14 protein-coding genes and 1 tRNA gene are annotated in these 16,022 nt (G+C 62.7%); 13 read left to right on the top strand and 2 right to left on the bottom strand.

The features are described from left to right. Positions 1-197: 197 nt before the first annotated feature. The 9 genes from fabD (at position 198) to ACVOKO_RS14860 (ending at position 7,895) form a co-directional block, all read left to right on the top strand. Positions 198-1,142, top strand: coding sequence for an ACP S-malonyltransferase (gene fabD / locus ACVOKO_RS14900; protein WP_346499674.1), 945 nt, complete (start codon positions 198-200; stop codon positions 1,140-1,142). 85 nt (positions 1,143-1,227) lie between these two features. Beyond that, on the top strand, positions 1,228-1,971 hold the full coding sequence (fabG, locus tag ACVOKO_RS14895) for a 3-oxoacyl-ACP reductase FabG (protein ID WP_346499673.1): 744 nt from the start codon (positions 1,228-1,230) through the stop codon (positions 1,969-1,971). A 150-nt stretch (positions 1,972-2,121) separates the two neighbouring features. Beyond that, positions 2,122-2,361: an acyl carrier protein gene (gene acpP / locus ACVOKO_RS14890; RefSeq protein ID WP_054659808.1), complete on the top strand. Its 240-nt coding sequence runs from the start codon at positions 2,122-2,124 to the stop codon at positions 2,359-2,361. Positions 2,362-2,484: 123 nt separating this feature from the next. Then, a complete protein-coding gene (gene fabF / locus ACVOKO_RS14885; protein WP_346499672.1) occupies positions 2,485-3,747 on the top strand; it encodes a beta-ketoacyl-ACP synthase II in 1,263 nt (420 codons plus the stop codon). A 182-nt stretch (positions 3,748-3,929) separates the two neighbouring features. Beyond that, positions 3,930-5,282: an aminodeoxychorismate synthase component I gene (locus tag ACVOKO_RS14880; protein WP_346499671.1), complete on the top strand. Its 1,353-nt coding sequence runs from the start codon at positions 3,930-3,932 to the stop codon at positions 5,280-5,282. A 72-nt stretch (positions 5,283-5,354) separates the two neighbouring features. Then, positions 5,355-6,413, top strand: a complete 1,059-nt coding sequence (mltG, locus tag ACVOKO_RS14875) for an endolytic transglycosylase MltG (RefSeq protein WP_346499670.1) — start codon at positions 5,355-5,357, stop codon at positions 6,411-6,413. 34 nt (positions 6,414-6,447) lie between these two features. Next, positions 6,448-7,407 carry a DNA polymerase III subunit delta' gene (locus tag ACVOKO_RS14870; RefSeq protein WP_346499669.1) on the top strand — a complete coding sequence of 320 codons (960 nt, stop codon included), beginning with the start codon at positions 6,448-6,450 and terminating at the stop codon, positions 7,405-7,407. Further along, positions 7,404-7,757: a PilZ domain-containing protein gene (locus ACVOKO_RS14865; protein WP_057628929.1), complete on the top strand. Its 354-nt coding sequence runs from the start codon at positions 7,404-7,406 to the stop codon at positions 7,755-7,757. The genes ACVOKO_RS14870 and ACVOKO_RS14865 overlap by 4 nt, the downstream gene beginning before the upstream one ends. 63 nt (positions 7,758-7,820) lie before the next feature. Then, positions 7,821-7,895 (top strand) — tRNA-Val (locus tag ACVOKO_RS14860). Between the two features lie 1,361 nt (positions 7,896-9,256). Here the strand turns inward: ACVOKO_RS14860 and ACVOKO_RS14855 are convergent. After that, entirely contained in the window at positions 9,257-9,847 is a 591-nt protein-coding gene (locus tag ACVOKO_RS14855) for a hypothetical protein (protein WP_346499668.1), read from the bottom strand. Between the two features lie 551 nt (positions 9,848-10,398). Between ACVOKO_RS14855 and ACVOKO_RS14850 the strand changes: the two genes are divergently transcribed. Then, positions 10,399-10,824, top strand: a complete 426-nt coding sequence (locus ACVOKO_RS14850; RefSeq protein ID WP_346499667.1) for a hypothetical protein — start codon at positions 10,399-10,401, stop codon at positions 10,822-10,824. Positions 10,825-11,056: 232 nt separating this feature from the next. On the opposite strand, the gene ACVOKO_RS14845 is transcribed toward ACVOKO_RS14850, so the two are convergent. Then, a complete protein-coding gene (locus tag ACVOKO_RS14845; RefSeq protein WP_346499666.1) occupies positions 11,057-11,554 on the bottom strand; it encodes a pyridoxamine 5'-phosphate oxidase family protein in 498 nt (165 codons plus the stop codon). Positions 11,555-11,773: 219 nt separating this feature from the next. Between ACVOKO_RS14845 and ACVOKO_RS14840 the strand changes: the two genes are divergently transcribed. The 3 genes from ACVOKO_RS14840 to ACVOKO_RS14830 all read left to right on the top strand — a co-directional run bounded on the left by ACVOKO_RS14840 (position 11,774) and on the right by ACVOKO_RS14830 (position 15,952). Next, the gene (locus ACVOKO_RS14840; protein WP_346499676.1) at positions 11,774-12,217 is read left to right on the top strand and encodes a nuclear transport factor 2 family protein; all 444 of its coding nucleotides are present in this window, start codon (positions 11,774-11,776) and stop codon (positions 12,215-12,217) included. 784 nt (positions 12,218-13,001) lie between these two features. After that, positions 13,002-13,994 carry an Lnb N-terminal periplasmic domain-containing protein gene (locus ACVOKO_RS14835; RefSeq protein WP_430980793.1) on the top strand — a complete coding sequence of 331 codons (993 nt, stop codon included), beginning with the start codon at positions 13,002-13,004 and terminating at the stop codon, positions 13,992-13,994. Further along, the gene (locus tag ACVOKO_RS14830; protein WP_346499665.1) at positions 13,991-15,952 is read left to right on the top strand and encodes an esterase/lipase family protein; all 1,962 of its coding nucleotides are present in this window, start codon (positions 13,991-13,993) and stop codon (positions 15,950-15,952) included. The genes ACVOKO_RS14835 and ACVOKO_RS14830 overlap by 4 nt, the downstream gene beginning before the upstream one ends. Positions 15,953-16,022: the final 70 nt, after the last annotated feature.

Here is a 16,022-nt window from a genome sequence, read left to right as displayed (position 1 = left end):
GCCATGCTCGGCAGGGGGCCTTCCCGGTAAAGCCCCTTGCCGAGCATGGCTCGGCACTACAGGCTCTCTGCGGTAAGGCCCCTTGCCGAGCATGGCTCGGCACTACCGGCTGCGTGTGGTGCATACGCGCCAGTACAGACGGGCGGGCGCTTTCGCGCTTATTATTCCCCGCTTCGATTGATGCAGCAGAAGACCGCGTGACTGACTCCCGACTCGCTTTCGTATTTCCCGGCCAGGGTTCGCAATCCATTGGGATGTTGGCCGAACTGGCTGAACTGCATCCGCAGATCCGTGAGACCTTTGCCGAGGCCTCTGAAGGCGCGGGCGTCGATCTGTGGGCGCTGTCGCAGGGCGGCCCGGAAGAGCAGCTCAATCGCACCGAATTCACCCAGCCGGCGCTGCTGGCCGCCAGCATCGCGGTATGGCGCCTGTGGAATGCACAGGGCGGCGCCAAGCCTGCGGTATTGGCCGGGCACAGCCTTGGCGAATACACCGCACTGGTCGCTGCAGGCGCTCTTACGCTGCACGACGGCGCGCACCTGGTGCGTCTGCGCGGCCAGCTGATGCAGGACGCCGCCCCGGCCGGTGTTGGCGCGATGGCGGCCGTGCTCGGCGCCGAAGACGCGCTGGTGCTGGAAGTCTGCGCCGAGGCTGCAGGCAGCCAGGTGGTGGTGCCGGCCAATTTCAACTCGCCCGGCCAAATCGTGATCGGCGGTGACGCTGCCGCAGTGGACCGCGCCTTGGCGCTGTTGGCTGAAAAGGGCGTGCGCAAGGCGGTGAAGCTCGCTGTCAGCGTGCCGTCGCACACGCCGCTGATGCGCGAAGCTGCCAACCGTCTGGCTGCGGTGATGAACGGACTGGCATGGCAGCAGCCATCGTTGCCGGTGGTGCAGAACGTCGACGCGCAGGTACATGACGGCGTCGATTCCATCCGCCAGGCGCTGGTGCAGCAGCTGTACCAGCCGGTGCAGTGGACCGGCTGCGTGCAGGCATTGGCCGCCCGTGGTGTCACCCGCGTGGCCGAATGCGGCCCGGGCAAGGTGCTGACCGGCCTGGTCAAGCGCATCGACAAGAACATCGAAGGGCGTCCGCTCGCCACCCCGGCAGACTTTGCCGGTGCGCTGGAAGAGTGGGCAAACTGAGCAACCGATTGCGGCGCGGGCGCAGCCTGCGCCCGGTCATGATGGGCGCTGCGCGTGCGCGGTGCCATGCACAAAAGGAACAGGAATGAGCAAGCCATTGCAGGGTGAAATCGCGCTGGTAACCGGCGCAAGCCGTGGTATCGGTGCCGCCATTGCCGACGAGCTGGCAGCGCTGGGCGCGACCGTCATCGGCACCGCCACCACCGACAACGGCGCAGCCGCCATCGGCACGCGTCTGGCAGCACTGGGCGGCCACGGCCGCGCACTGAACGTGACCGAGCCGGGCGCGGTAGATGCGCTGATCGACGCCGTGAGCAAGGAATTCGGTGCCATCAGCATTCTGGTCAACAACGCCGGCATCACCCGCGACAATCTGCTGATGCGCATGAAGGACGAGGACTGGCAGGCCATCCTCGACACCAACCTGACCAGCGTCTACCGCACCTCCAAGGCGGTGATGCGCGGCATGATGAAGGCGCGCAAGGGCCGCATCATCAATATCGCCTCGGTCATTGGCGTCACCGGCAATGCCGGCCAGGCCAACTATGCCGCCGCTAAGGCTGGCATCATTGCGTTCTCCAAGTCGCTGGCCAAGGAAATCGGCAGCCGCGGCGTGACCGTCAATGTGGTTGCACCGGGCTTCATCGACACGGACATGACCAAGGATCTGCCCGAGGACGCCAAGGCGGCGATGCTCGGCCAGATCGCGCTGGGCCGCCTCGGCGAGCCCGCAGACATCGCCAAGGCGGTGGCGTTCCTGGCCGGTCCGTCGGCCAGTTACATCACCGGCGAAACCCTTCACGTGAACGGCGGTTTGTACATGCCGTAAGCGTGGTGTGCAGGGACTGCACCCAAGTGGTTGATCGTTGTGGCTTTTTTGTTCAGAAACACCGCCGCGACGGTTTCCACTACACTATCCCACGGCCAGCCTTGGGGGCTGGCGTCTTTTGAACCACTACTCCATCTGGAGCGATATCCAATGAGCACCATCGAAGAACGCGTCAAGAAGATTGTTGTTGAGCAGCTTGGCGTCAAGGAAGAAGAAGTCACCACCAGCGCATCGTTTGTCGATGACCTGGGTGCAGACTCGCTTGACACCGTTGAGCTGGTGATGGCGCTGGAAGAAGAGTTCGAGTGCGAAATCCCGGACGAAGAAGCCGAGAAGATCGGTACCGTCCAGGCCGCCATCGACTACGTCAAGGCACACGTCAAGGCCTGATCCAGGTCTGACAAGGCGCGGTCGGCAAGCATGTCAGCCGCGTTGCAAATCCATGGGGCCGCTGATGCGGCCCTGTGCTTTTAAGTTTCAAAACCCCCGCATGCGGGGCCAGGAGAATCCGCAATGAGTCGTCGCGTCGTCGTTACCGGCATGGGCATGGTGTCGCCCCTAGGCAATGATCTGGCCAGCAGCTGGGAAGGCATCATCAATGGCCGCTCGGGCATTGGCCCGCTGACGAATGTCATGGACAGCTACCTGGAGCGTTTCACCACCAAGATTGCAGGTGAGGTCAGGGATTTCGACATCACCGCCGACAACCCCTTGTTCGGCAAGTATCGGGTCAGCGGCAAGGATGCCAAGAAGATGGACCCGTTCATCCATTACGGCCTGGGTGCCGCCTTCATGGCGCTGCACGACTCGGGCCTGGAAATCACCGACGCCAACGCTGAGCGCATTGGCGCCATCGTCGGCGCCGGCATCGGCGGCCTGCTCGGCATCGAAGAGCAGACCATCGAGTTCCACGAAGGCAAGAAGATCTCGCCGTTCTACGTGCCCAAGACCATCATCAACATGCTGCCTGGCCAGCTGAGCATCATTGCCGGGCTGAAGGGCCCGTCGTTCTCGGCGGTGTCGGCCTGTGCCACGTCCAACCATTCCATCGGTACGGCGATGCGCATGATCCAGTACGGCGATGCCGACGTGATGGTTGCCGGTGGCGCCGAGCGTGGCTCCTCGCCGACCGCACTGGGCGGCTTCTGCGCGATGAAGGCCATGTCCACCCGCAACGACGAGCCGACCAAGGCCTCGCGTCCGTGGGACCAGGGCCGTGACGGCTTCGTGCTGGGCGACGGTGCCGGCATCCTGATCCTGGAAGAGTACGAGCACGCCAAGGCACGCGGCGCCAAGATCTACTGCGAGCTGGCCGGCTTCGGCGCAAGCTCCGACGCGTACCACATGACCGCACCGAGCGAGAACGGCGAAGGCGCCGCCCGCTGCATGGTCGCGGCCATGAAGGACGCAGGCGTCACCCCGGAACAGGTGGGCTACCTAAACGCGCACGGCACCTCCACGCCGCTGGGCGACCTGGGCGAGACCATGGCGATGAAGACCGCCTTCGGCGCGCACGCCTACAAGATGCTGGTCAGCTCGACCAAGTCGATGACCGGTCACCTGTTGGGTGCAGCGGGCGGCGTGGAAGCGATCTTCTCGGTGATGGCGCTGAACACCGGCATCATCCCGCCGACCATCAACCTGGAAAACCCAAGCGAAGGCTGCGATCTGGACTACGTGCCGAACGTAGCCCGCAAGGCTGACGTGGACGTGGTGATGTCGAACGGCTTCGGCTTCGGCGGCACCAACGGCACGCTGGTGTTCAAGCGGATTTAAAGGCTTCAAGCCCCTCTCCCCCCGGGAGAGGGGTTGGGGTGAGGGTAGGGCGGACGCAACATCGGCGAACAGCCAGCTGTCCTCCAGCTCCTATCAGCCAACCGCACCCTCATCCGCCCCTACGGGGCACCTTCTCCCGGTGGGAGAAGAGCGCGCTCCTCCCAGACTTCTTCGGGCCCACGATGCACATCCTCCCCCTGCACGCCGATATCGACCTGCTGGCGCTGCATCGGCTCGCACCGCATCGCTATCCGGTCCTGCTCGAATCCACTGCCGCCGGCAAGCAGGGCCAGTGGGACATGCTGTTGATCGCCGACGGCGGCCAGCTCCTGCTCAATGCTGACGGCAGCGTGCAGCGCGAAGACGGCAGCCCGGTGGAGGGGAATTTCCTCGCCGCACTCGACCGCGATTGGCAGGCCTTGCGCCAACCGCGCAACCCAATGGAAGCGGACATCCTGTTCCGGGGCGGCTGGGCCTTGCTGCTCGATTACGAACTCGCCCAGCAGGTCGAACCCATCCTGCAGCTGCCACAGCGCACGGATGGCTTGCCAACCGCAATCGCACTGCGCTGCCCGGCAGCGGTATTGCGCGAACGCGACAGTGGCCGCTGCATCGCCATCGCCGAAGACGACGCAGCTGATCTGCTCAGCCAGCTCCAGCACGATCAAACAGAAGCCGCGCAGCTGCCGCCCTTGCCGCATTGGCATGGCCCAAGCGCCATCAGCGAAGACGCCGGCGAACGCTTCACCGACGGCGTGCATAAGATCATCGACTACCTGCATGCCGGCGACGTCTTCCAGGTAAACCTCTCGCGCCGCTGGCAAGCGCAATTCGACGCGCCGCTCGCAGCGGAAGCGTTGTACGCGCGCCTGCGCAAAGCCAACCCCGCACCGTTCGCCGGCCTGTTCACCGCCGCCGGACGCGCCGTGGTCAGCTCCTCGCCGGAGCGTCTGGTTTCTGTGAACGGTGATGTGGTGCAAACCCGCCCGATCGCTGGCACCCGCCCGCGTTTCGAGGGCGACGACGATGCTGCACGCATCCAGGAGCTGGTCGGCCATCCCAAGGAGCGCGCCGAACACGTGATGTTGATCGACCTGGAACGCAATGACCTGGGCCGCATTGCCGCGCCGGGCAGTGTCGAGGTCGATGAACTGATGACCGTGGAAAGCTACGCCCACGTGCACCACATCGTCAGCAACGTACGCGCGCGCCTGCGCCCTGAAGTCACTCCGGGTGAAGTGATCGCGGCCACCTTCCCGGGCGGCACCATCACCGGCTGCCCCAAGGTGCGCTGCATGGAAATCATCGCCGAGCTGGAACAGACCGCGCGCGGGGCCTATACCGGCGCCTTCGGCTGGCTGAACCGTGATGGCGACATGGACCTGAACATCCTCATTCGCACCGCCGAAGTGCAGGGCAATACCGCCAGTTTCCGTACGGGAGCCGGCATCGTGGTGGATTCGGTGGCCGACAAGGAACTGGATGAAACCCGGGCCAAGGCGCGCGGGCTGTTGCGGGCGCTGGACCCACAATGATGAACACCGCTTTGGCCGGCGTTGCCGCCAGCGCGGTATCCTGCGCATCGGTTCTTTGAAGACGGGGTGACCATGGCGGGTGCCAAGCGCGGATGTCTGCTGGTGCTGGCGGTGTTGGTACTGCTGGTGGCATTGGCTGGCGCAGGTGCGGCCTGGTTGTGGCAGCGGCAGGGCAGTTTTGCCGATACGCCGCTGAGCCCGTCTGTGGCAAGCATCACCATCGCCTCCGGTGACTCCCTCACCAGCGTGCTGCGCAAGCTGCGCGCTGCCGGTGTGGATGAAGGCGACGATCTGCAATGGCAGCTGCTGGCGCGCCAGCTCGACGCCGCCGGCAAGCTGAAGATCGGCGAATACGCGCTGGAGCCGGCACCCACGCCGCGCCAGCTGCTGCAGAACATGCGTCAAGGCAAGGTGCTGCAATACCGCGTCACCATCGTTGAAGGCTGGAACATCCGCCAGGTACGTGCCGCACTGGCGCGTGCGCAGCCGCTGGAACATGAAACCACCAACCTGGCCGACACCGAGCTGATGGCCAAGCTGGGCTTCCCCGACCAGCACCCGGAAGGCCGCTTCCTGCCGGAAACCTATATCTACCAGCGCGGTGACAGCGACGTGGACGTGCTCAAGCGCGCCCATGCCGCGATGGAAAAGGAACTGGCCGTCGCCTGGGCCGGGCGCAGCGACGACCTGCCGCTGAAAACGCCCTACGAACTGCTGATCCTGGCCTCCATCATCGAGAAGGAAACCGGCCTGGCCAGCGAGCGCCCGCAGATTGCCGGCGTGTTCGCGCGTCGCCTGAAAATGGGCATGCGCCTGCAGACCGACCCAACCGTGATCTACGGCATCGGCAGCGCTTACGATGGCAATATCCGCAAGGTGCACCTGACCACCGATACGCCGTACAACACCTATACCCGCGCCGGCCTGACGCCGACGCCGATCGCCATGCCCGGCCGCGACGCGCTGCATGCCGCCGCCAACCCGGCGCCGGGTGATGCGCTGTATTTCGTCGCCGTGGGCGATGGCAGTGGCGCGCATGTGTTCTCCGCGTCCTATACCGATCACAACACCGCCGTGGCCGAATACCTGCAGCGGCTGCGTGCCAAGCGCAGCGAGGCCGCAGCGCAATGAGCGGCATGACCCGAATGATGTACAGGATGTCCCGATGAGCGAAGCACTGGCTCCTTGGCAGCAGCGCGCCTATGATCAGACGGTTGCCGCGCTCGACGCGGGCCGGCTCGGCCATGGTTTGCTGCTGTGCGGCCCGGCCGGCATGGGCAAGCGCGCGGTTGCGATGCGGCTGGCCGCACACGTACTCAACCACGGCGCGGATGCGGCGGCACGCCAGCGCAACGCCCAGTTGATTGCGGCCGGCACCCATCCCGACCTGCAGTTCACCACCTTCATCCCCAACAAGACCGGCGACAAGCTGCGCACCGAGATCGTGATCGACCAGGTGCGCGAAATCTCGCAGAAGCTGGCGCTCACCCCGCAGTACGGCGTGGCCCAGGTGGTGATTGTTGATCCGGCCGACGCCATCAACCGTTCCGCCTGCAATGCCTTGCTGAAGACGCTGGAAGAACCGTCGCCCGGCCGCTACCTGTGGCTGCTCAGCGCCGACCCGGCGCGGCTGCCGCAGACCATTCGCAGCCGCTGCCAGCGCCTGGAATTCCGCATGCCGCCGCGCGAGGAAGCCATGGCCTGGCTGCAGGCGCGCGGCTATACCGAGGGCGTGGCGCGTGAAGCGCTGGACGCCGCTCGTGGCCACCCGGCCATGGCCGACCAATGGCTGCAAGGCGAGGGCATGGCCCTGCGCCGGCAGGTGGCCAGCGAACTGGACCAGCTGCTGGCCGGCAAAGTGGGCAGCGTCGAGCTGGCCCAGCGCTGGACCGGCGACGACAATGCCGACCTGCGCCTGCGCCATGCCGCCGACCTGGCACTGAAGAAAGCAGCCGACGGCTTGACCGATCCGGCCCGATTGAACAAGCTGGCCGCCTGGTTTGATGCCGCCAATCGCACCCGCGATCTGCTGCGCACCACCATCCGTGCCGACCTGGCCGTGGTGGAGCTGCTGCTGGCATGGGGCGCGGCCAACCAAGTGCAATCCAAGGGGACAATTCGATGAGTGCGATGAACGCCCGCCAGGGCATCCTTTCGCTGGCGGTCAAGGACAAGGCGGCGCTGTATGGCGCCTACATGCCGTTCGTGAAGAACGGTGGCGTCTTCGTACCCACGCCCAAGCGCTACTTCCTCGGTGACGAGGTGTTCCTGCTGCTGACCCTGCCAGACTCCAGCGAGCGCCTGCCGGTGGCCGGCAAGGTGGTCTGGGTCACCCCGCTGGGCGCGCAGGGCAACCGCCAGGCCGGCATCGGCGTGCAGCTGGCCGAAGGTACCGACGGCGAGGCCATCCGCAACAAGATCGAGACCCTGCTGGCCGGCACATCGACCTCGGACAAGCCGACCCAGACGATGTAAATCGATGTGAAGAAAGATGTTGACGGCCTCGCTCAGCCCCCTATAATGAGCGGCTCGCAACACGGGCGGTTAGCTCAGCGGTAGAGCATTGCCTTCACACGGCAAGGGTCACAGGTTCGATCCCTGTACCGCCCACCATCAAAATTTGAGTGTCGCAGACAAGACCGGCGAAAGCCGGTTTTTTCGTGGGTGCGGGGGTAGCGGCAGGGGGCGCATGGCGATGGATAAGGCAACCTTCGATAACATTGAGGCTAAGTGGGCTCTTCAGATCGGCTGGTTCTCGATCCGAATGGGTGAGACCGAGGCTGCGATAGCCACATTGCTCAACCTTGCAGGTCGATGTGTTTCGGGGGACTTGAGTGCACTCATTTTTCGTCGCGGCCTTCTGGCGGAAGCGGAATCATTCGCCGGTTCCGCAATGCGGTCCTTCACTCAGCACTGCTTGTGCAGGACTATTCTGAGGATGTCCCTGAGGGTCAGTTTGTTAGTGCAGTCGATGTGGCTGACACGCCAATCCTAACTCGTTCAAAAATTTGGGATCGCAAAAAGGTCGATGAGGATATCGATATGGATCAAATGCTCTTGCTGGTTGAGCGCGCTAAGCGTTTGAGCAGGGATCTTTGGGCTATCGCACTTCCTGAATATACGCCCCCGCTCTGATTGACGTAAGCGCATCGAAGCCCCATACCACCCGGTGGCGGGGTTTTCTGTTGCCAAAAGAGAGGTCGCCGAGCGGGCTTGGGGTTAGGGCTTGTAGCCAGTCACTTTTGCTAGACATCCCTCTACAAAGGACTGAGAGCTCCCGCTACACCTATCGGTCGAAGAGATACCTCTTGAAAGAGCCCAGTCGTAGCCAGCTTGGTGCCCTGAGCAGTCTTCGCGACATTCATAGCCGCCGAACGTTCCGGGCGGGCGTTGTGCAGTTCCCACGACGACACATCCAATGAAAGGCTTCGACAGGAATACTTCTTCGTCACCCCATTTGCAGCGAAATATCAGCGGCTCGCGGGCCATTGGCCCCTCGTAATAAGAATATTTGATGGTGCGAAATTCGGTGCCACTTGGCGGCTTGTTGCTGGCGTAATAGCGAACACCATCAGCGCGAACGTACGAGTACACCTCGCCTTCTACCCTTTGCACCTGCGCACCTGCTGTCCAAGATGCACTCCACAAAATTGCGATGGCCGCTAATGCTGCTCGCATATTTCCCCCTGTTTCATCCATGTTGAGCGGCGAAGCCGGTTTTATTAATGAGGCTGCTCTGCCATGCTGCCCCGTCTCCTTTGCAGGTACAAGCAAGGAATCCGCCCGTCTGGCCTGTCTGGCCTCCTAGGGCACTCGGCGCGGGGCGGTGCTGAAGCTCATTTGACCCCTAAGTCAGGGTCGCCTGGAGCAGGTGGGCTGGAACGCTTGCTGCGTCTCGGGCGAATCAGACATGTATCGACCGAGTTCTGAGAGATGGCTGGGACGAATCAGAGGGCTGCGTGATTTGCCGCCTACTAGGTCAGCGTTCGCCGAAGTTCTTTAATTGCTGTTTCGCATTCAACTCGCGCGATTCCGATTTGGCCCCTAAATCGGTCCGAGCGACCATCGGTTGGAGTAAGTCTTCCGCCGTCCAGTTCTTCTTGCGCATGTTGCACGGCATTGATTGCCAAAAGGGCATGGTGTCCTGCCGGCCCGAGTTCGTGCAGCCGCTCGACGCGATCCCATATTTCACGCGGGATGGTGTTCGTTTCAATATCGACGATTTCAGTAGAGCCCGCACCACTGGCGATTCGTTGATCTCGTTTGATCTTCCCTTCGAACTTGATCAGCTCCCGAAGCAATACCGTCCCTAAACTTCGCGCAATGAGGGCGTCCCGCTCCTTTCTGTCGCGAACTTCGGAGCGACGCTGCAAATAGGGAATAGCGATAGCCAAGAGAATGCCCACGATGCTACCGATGGCCTGCACCCACGCCGAGAGGTCGACGGGTTTCGATGGCGGGGCGCTTCCCCAGCGGTAGAACAGGCCCCACGACAGCAGGATTCCGAAGCCGGTGCAGATGGTGCTGATGATGAGCAGATCTCGCTCGGTGATCGGTTCCTTCATGGATTCTGTAGTTCCCCTGGTGTTGTGGACTGAAGTTTAGTTCGTGGCCTCGGTAAAAGTGAGGCTGACTAATGGGCAGCGGCCGCTCTGTCATCACTCGGAACCGCAATTATCTTGATTGCAACGTTGCCTAACGCCCCGGAGTAGTCTGCCTATTGGGGGGGGCGGTTCTGAAAGAGGCCGGTGAGAAGCAGAGAAACCACTGCCGGATCAGGCTCAGTTACGTGAGTCGATGCGCTGATCGCGAGGTAGGGCCTTGGTTTGGCCGTACATCTGCCCTGCAAGCTCAAAACGGGCCCCAATCCGACTTTCTTCTTTTACTCTGCTTTCCGAGGCCTGCTGCCGCGTAGAGCTTTGTAAGTGCAGTGCGTCTCGGGAACAAGGACCTGGTGATCCTTCTGTTGCGTTCCCGGCCCCGCGTGCGCTGCGCTTACCCGGGCTACATTACTGTCGAACGTTGGCGAAGCAGGAGCCCTTGTCAGGCATGAGGTGACAGATGCCTTTGTGTTGATGTCTTATTGGCACTTGCTTCAAATCGGGGATTTGAGAAAGTGAAAACTCCCGGCCAAATGATGGCCACCTCAATCAAGAAGGTTCTGCTGCCCGAGATGCGCCGGCTCGGATTCGTTGGCGGCGGCGTCGCAAACTTCGTTCGATCCAGTGGCGATCAACGTGACTTCCTGTCCATCCAGTATTGGACGTATGGCGGTAGCTTCATCCTGGAGTTCAGTCGCGTTCCGGCGACTTGGGTCGACCCTGACTCCGGAGAAGTGCCGAAGAGGGTGTTCGAAACGGATCCGCTGCTTAGACAGCGCTTGATCGATATCGAGCAGCACAGGGATTTCCGTGGTTTCAGCTTCAAGGCTTTCGGTAGCGAGCAAAGCAGGTACGACCAGCTGGCTGCTTCGGTTGTGGCGCTGCTGCCGCAGGTTGAGGCTTGGTTGGAGAGCGGCATCGTAGGGCCGAATATTCACTAAGGCTGTGCGCGAAAGGCCCCGGGTGTGCTGCGCGTACCCGAGCTACCTTTGATATCTGGCGGATTGCGGTGATGGTTCATTTGAATGGCTGGCATCGCGGCTCTTGGGCCTTTTCGATGCTTCGCTGCCTGCAACGTCTGCGTTAAGCGGCCTTCGTTGCCGCCACCTGCGAGCCAATCCAGCTGCAACGCAGCGGGCGGCAACCAAGCCATGGCGGCCGCCCGCCGTTTGCTCAGAGATTCACTGAGCCGGTATCGCTGAGTGCTTCGTGATTGCCGGTGGTGGCGACCGTGGCAAAGAACACCAGTTTGGTCAGCAGGTTTCCGGGGCCGTCCCAATAGTCGGCGTGCTGTGCGTCGATGCGGATCAGGCAGACGCGCGGGTCGTCCTTGCCGCCCTTGAAGAAGGCGTTCATTGGTGCAGGCCATAGGCGTGCAATCTGTGCGCGATCCTGACTGACGCTGCCGTGGCCGGTTACCGAGATGAAGTGATTGTCGCCCTCATGCATGAAGGCCACGTTCGCCTCAGGATTGGTTTGAATGTCGAGCACGGCGGCATTGTCGATTTCCGTAGCGAACCAGAAGCCACCGTCGAATTCGTCGCCCAGTGGCGTCATCGGCCGCGAATGCATGCTGCCGTCGGCGCCGCGGGTGGTGAGCATTGCAGTGCCGAACTTCTTGATCAGCTTGACCAGTTTTTCCTGCTGTTCAGCCTGGTTTTCGTTGTGCATGAGCTGTCCTCCGTAGTGTGAGTCCAGCCTGTAAGCAACTGCGTATAAAGGGCGAGAAGGTATGTGCATGCCGTGCTTACATCCAACGCGCCGGTAAACCGGGTAACGCGCTGCGGCGTGGTTCTGGAGCGTGCTGACACGTGGTCGGGATGCGCAGTCATCGAGCTGAAGCCGGCAGGTCCGGCTCATGTTCGCTGGCGGATAGCGTCTGTGTCACGTATGCCCAACACGCGATATGACAGCCTGATTTACCTTCCCCAAGCGGAGCGTGACATGGCTACACGTGCCGAAATATTGGAACTTGAGCGTGCGTTCTGGCAGGCCATGGTCGACCAAAAGCCGGCCAAGGCTGCGGCGTTGCTGCCCGACAAGGCATCGATGGTCGCGATGTACGGTGTGCATCATTTCAGTCCCGCTGAGTATGTGGCGATGGCTGAGCAGGGAACTGCGCGGGTGACGGGGTTTTCGTTCTCCGATGAGGAGGTTTTTTTCCCCATCGATGATGTGGCCATTCTTACGTACAAGGTCAGGCAGAGCTTTGAAGTTGATGGCATGCCGCAGGAGATGACCTGTTATGACAGCACCACCTGGGTGAAACGGGACGGCAAGTGGCTGGCAGCGGCGCATACCGAGACGCCCGAGCAGCAAGGCAAGCCGGCTTAGTTGCAGGTGCGGGCGGGCTTGATCAGGTATCTGGATCGCCGTTCGGCACAGGTTGCTTGTGGGAGCGGCGTCAGCCGCGAAGCTGACTCAGCGGCAGATGGCGCAGCGGGCGAAGGTTTCAGGAACATTAGCTTCGCGGCTGATGCCGCTCCTACAAACTGCCGGTGCGCTTGCCGCCAAAGTAGACCGGGCAGTGGCGTAGCCCGGGCTGTTCGCCCCAAGCAGAAAGGTTCATTGGATTCCCACTTCCCGGGTGCGCCGCGCTTCCCCGGGTTACCGGTCGGCTAGTTGCTTGTGGGAGCGGCGTCAGCCGCGAAGCTGATACAGAGTCAGATGGCACGGCGGGCCAAGGTTTTCGGCAACCTTAGCTTCGCGGCTGACGCCGCTCCCACAAACTGCCGGTGCCTTTGCCACCAAGGTAGCCGGGTAGAGCTGTGCACCTGGGAGGTTGGGAGCTGGTGGTCTTTCAGCTCATGCGCCAATAGCCTCGGGTGCGCTGCGCTTACCCTGGCTACGGTGTTTCCCCTGATCGATCGGTTGGCTGACCTACCTACAGGTGAACAGGTAGGCGCCCCGTTGACCTTTTTTCCCGTTTCACTCCGCTTTCCGTGCCCGGCAGGCTATCTTTGCCGCGGGTCGCTGGCGACCCATTCATTTTGGGCGGCTGATGCCGGCTGGGCGCGTTGCGCGCTACCGGGGCCGTTGGGTCTTTCAGGAGAGTGAAGTGGTGAATGTAGGGAAGCGGCGTCTGTGTAGTGTGGTGCGTGGCGTCGGCCGGGTCCTGTTGGCATTGCTGTGCCTTTGCATCGGCATCTGGGGCGGGTTCGCGCTGTGGTACCAGTTCCCCGGCAACGTGGTGGCCAAGGTGGTCGCGATCCTGGTGTGGTGCGTGCCCAGCATCTGGGCGATCCGTGCCGGCTTCGGGCCGGTGCGGCGCTGGCATTCACTGGCCGTGTTCGGCGTGCTGTTCGCGGTGATGTTGATCTGGTGGGCGACGATCACCCCGCAGCAGGACCGGGTCTGGGCCGATGACGTGGCGCAGCCGCTGCATGCCCGCATCGAGGGCGACCGCCTGATCATCGACAACGTGCGCAACTTCCATTGGCGCAGCGAAACCGACTACGACGTGCGCTGGGAAAAGCGTGAATACGATCTGTCGCAGGTACAGTCGGTGGACATGATCCTGTCCTACTGGATGGGGCCGGCCATTGCCCACACGCTGGTCTCATTCGGCTTTGCCGATGGCCGCCAGCTGGTGTTCTCGCTGGAGATCCGCAAGGAGCGGGGCGAGTCGTTCTCGGCGCTGGGTGGCTTCTTCCGTAAATTCGAATCGGTGCTGGTAGCCTCGGACGAGCGCGACATCGTGTTGACGCGCAGCAATGTGCGTGGCGAGGATGTCTATCTGTACCGCCTGCATGGGCTGAGCCCGGACAAGATGCGCGAGCTGCTGCGTTTCTATGTGGACCGCGCGCAGCAGCTGGAACAGGCGCCGCGTTTCTACAATACGCTGACCAGCAACTGCACCACGGTGGTGTTCGAGCTGATGCGCCGCATCCAGCCCAATCTGCCGCTGGACTACCGGCTGCTGGCATCGGGCTATCTGGCCGAATATGCCGAAGATGTGGGTGGCTTGACCCCCGGTGTGCCGCTGGCGCGCCTGCAACAAGCCGGACGTATCACGCTGCGTGCCCGTGAAGCGGGTGATGTGGCAGATTTCTCTTCCCGCATACGCGCAGGCGTGCCGGGCATTCCCGCCTCAGGAACGACCAGCCAATGAACCCCAACCCGCAGACATGGATACGCCGGCTGCTGCCGGTGGTCGCGGTAATGGCGCTGCTGCTGTCCAGCGGCTGCGCCATGGTGAAGATGAAAGCGGTGAGCAACACCGACTATGTGATGCTCAAGCGCGGCGACGTCCTGAGCACGGGCAAGCTCAGTGCCTTGTCGCAGGAATCGTTATCGGTGATTGGCCTGACCGAGAGCGACTGCAGCAAGGACATGCCGGCTTGCCGGCAGACGGTGGCGGACAATGACGGCCTGCAGTCCGAGCAGCGGCTGTCCACACTGGCCGAGCTGTGGATGCAGCAGGCACTGGCGCTCACTCCCAAGGCCAAGGGCAACGAGCCCGTCGAGTTGCCGCCAGCTGCGTTGAATGCCTGGCTGGAAACCGCGCGCTATTCCTACCTCTACCTGTTCTTCAGCGGCCGCAGCCCAGCCCAGCGTGCTCTGGAAGACCGGCTTACCCAGGTGCGGGACTACTACAACTACGCCACCGAGCAGGCCGCATCGGTGGTATTCCAGCGCACCCGTGCGCGTGCGCTGGAGGGCGAGGACATCAACCGGCCGGTGCAGGTGGACGATTGGACCATCCGCGCGAAGTTTGACGAGCTCAAGCTGCAGGGCGTGCCCAAGCAGCTGGTGGCGGCATCCTCGGTGAGCTTTGCCGGCCTGCGCAGTTCCTACCGCCGCGATGGTTTCGGCGCCGAGCTGGTGGCGATGATGGAAGCACCGGCGCTGGCGCAGGCGATTGAAGTGGAAGAGCGCAAGCAGGATCTGCCCGTCTACAGCGAGATGCCGGCCATCAACGTGACCGCGGTGCTGAACTTCAGCGGCAATACGCTGGAAGAAGTGCTGGCAACACGCGATGTGCAGCTGGAAGCCTATTCGCCGGACCAGTCCAGCATCCAGATGCGTGGCCAGGAAGTACCGCTGGCCGCCAACTTCACCGCTGCCTACGGGCTGTGGCTTGCCCAGTCCGGTTTTGCCACCGAATCACTGCGCACCTTGTTTGGCCGTGGCGAAGGCATCCGCGAGCCGCATATCTACCTGATGCAGCCCTACGATCCGAACAAACGCATCATCTTCATGCTGCATGGCCTGGCCAGCAGCCCGGAAGCCTGGGTGAACCTGGCCAACGAGATCATGGGCGATGAGGAAATGCGCGAGCATTATCAGGTGTGGTCGGTCTATTACCCGACCAACGCGCCGATCGCCTTGAACCGCTACACCATCAGCAAGGCCTTCAACGGCACGCTGCGTCACTTCGACCCGAGCGGAACCGCGTCGGCGTCGCATGACATGGTGTTCATCGGCCACAGCATGGGCGGCGTGATCGCACGGTTGATGCTCAGCGACTCGGGCGATGTGCTGTGGGAAAACACCCGCAAGCGCTACAACCTGCAGGGCGAACGGCTGGCACGGGTAGAGGCCAAGCTCGGGCCGGTGCTGCATTTCGCCCCGCAGCCGAACGTGGAGCGGGCGATTTTCCTGGCCTCGCCGCACAAGGGCACCGATGCCGCCGGCAACCGGCTGGGCCGCTTGATCGGCCGGCTGGTGCGCCTGCCGCTGACCATCCTGGGCGCCTTTGGCGATGCCTTCATGGCCTTGCAGGATCCGGGCGAAACCGATGGCAAGAAGCCCAAGGAACCGGTCATCACCAACAGCATCGAGAACCTCAAGGCCAGTGATCCCTTCATCGAGGCGTCTTCGGCGTTGCCGATCCAGCCGGGCCTGAAGTACCACTCCATCATCGCCAAGCGCAAAGCCGATGTGCCTACGCCCGAGTCCGACGATGGGCTGGTGCCGTACTGGAGTGCGCATCTGGACGGTGCGCTCTCGGAGAAGGTGATCGTGTCCGGCCACAGCGTGCAGGAAACGCCGGAAGCGGTGCTGGAAGTACGCCGCATCCTGCGCCAGGACCTGCTGGAAGTGGACGGCGTGGATAGCGCGCACTGAGCCAATGCCGGGCTGCAATGCGCAGCCCGTGTGCCATTGAGCGGGATCGCGCAACGGCGTGATCCCGCAC

This window comes from Stenotrophomonas sp. STEN240 (genome assembly GCF_056756175.1).
The sequence above is the reverse complement of the archived record's forward strand: the minus strand, read 5'-3'. Positions and strand labels throughout refer to the sequence as shown.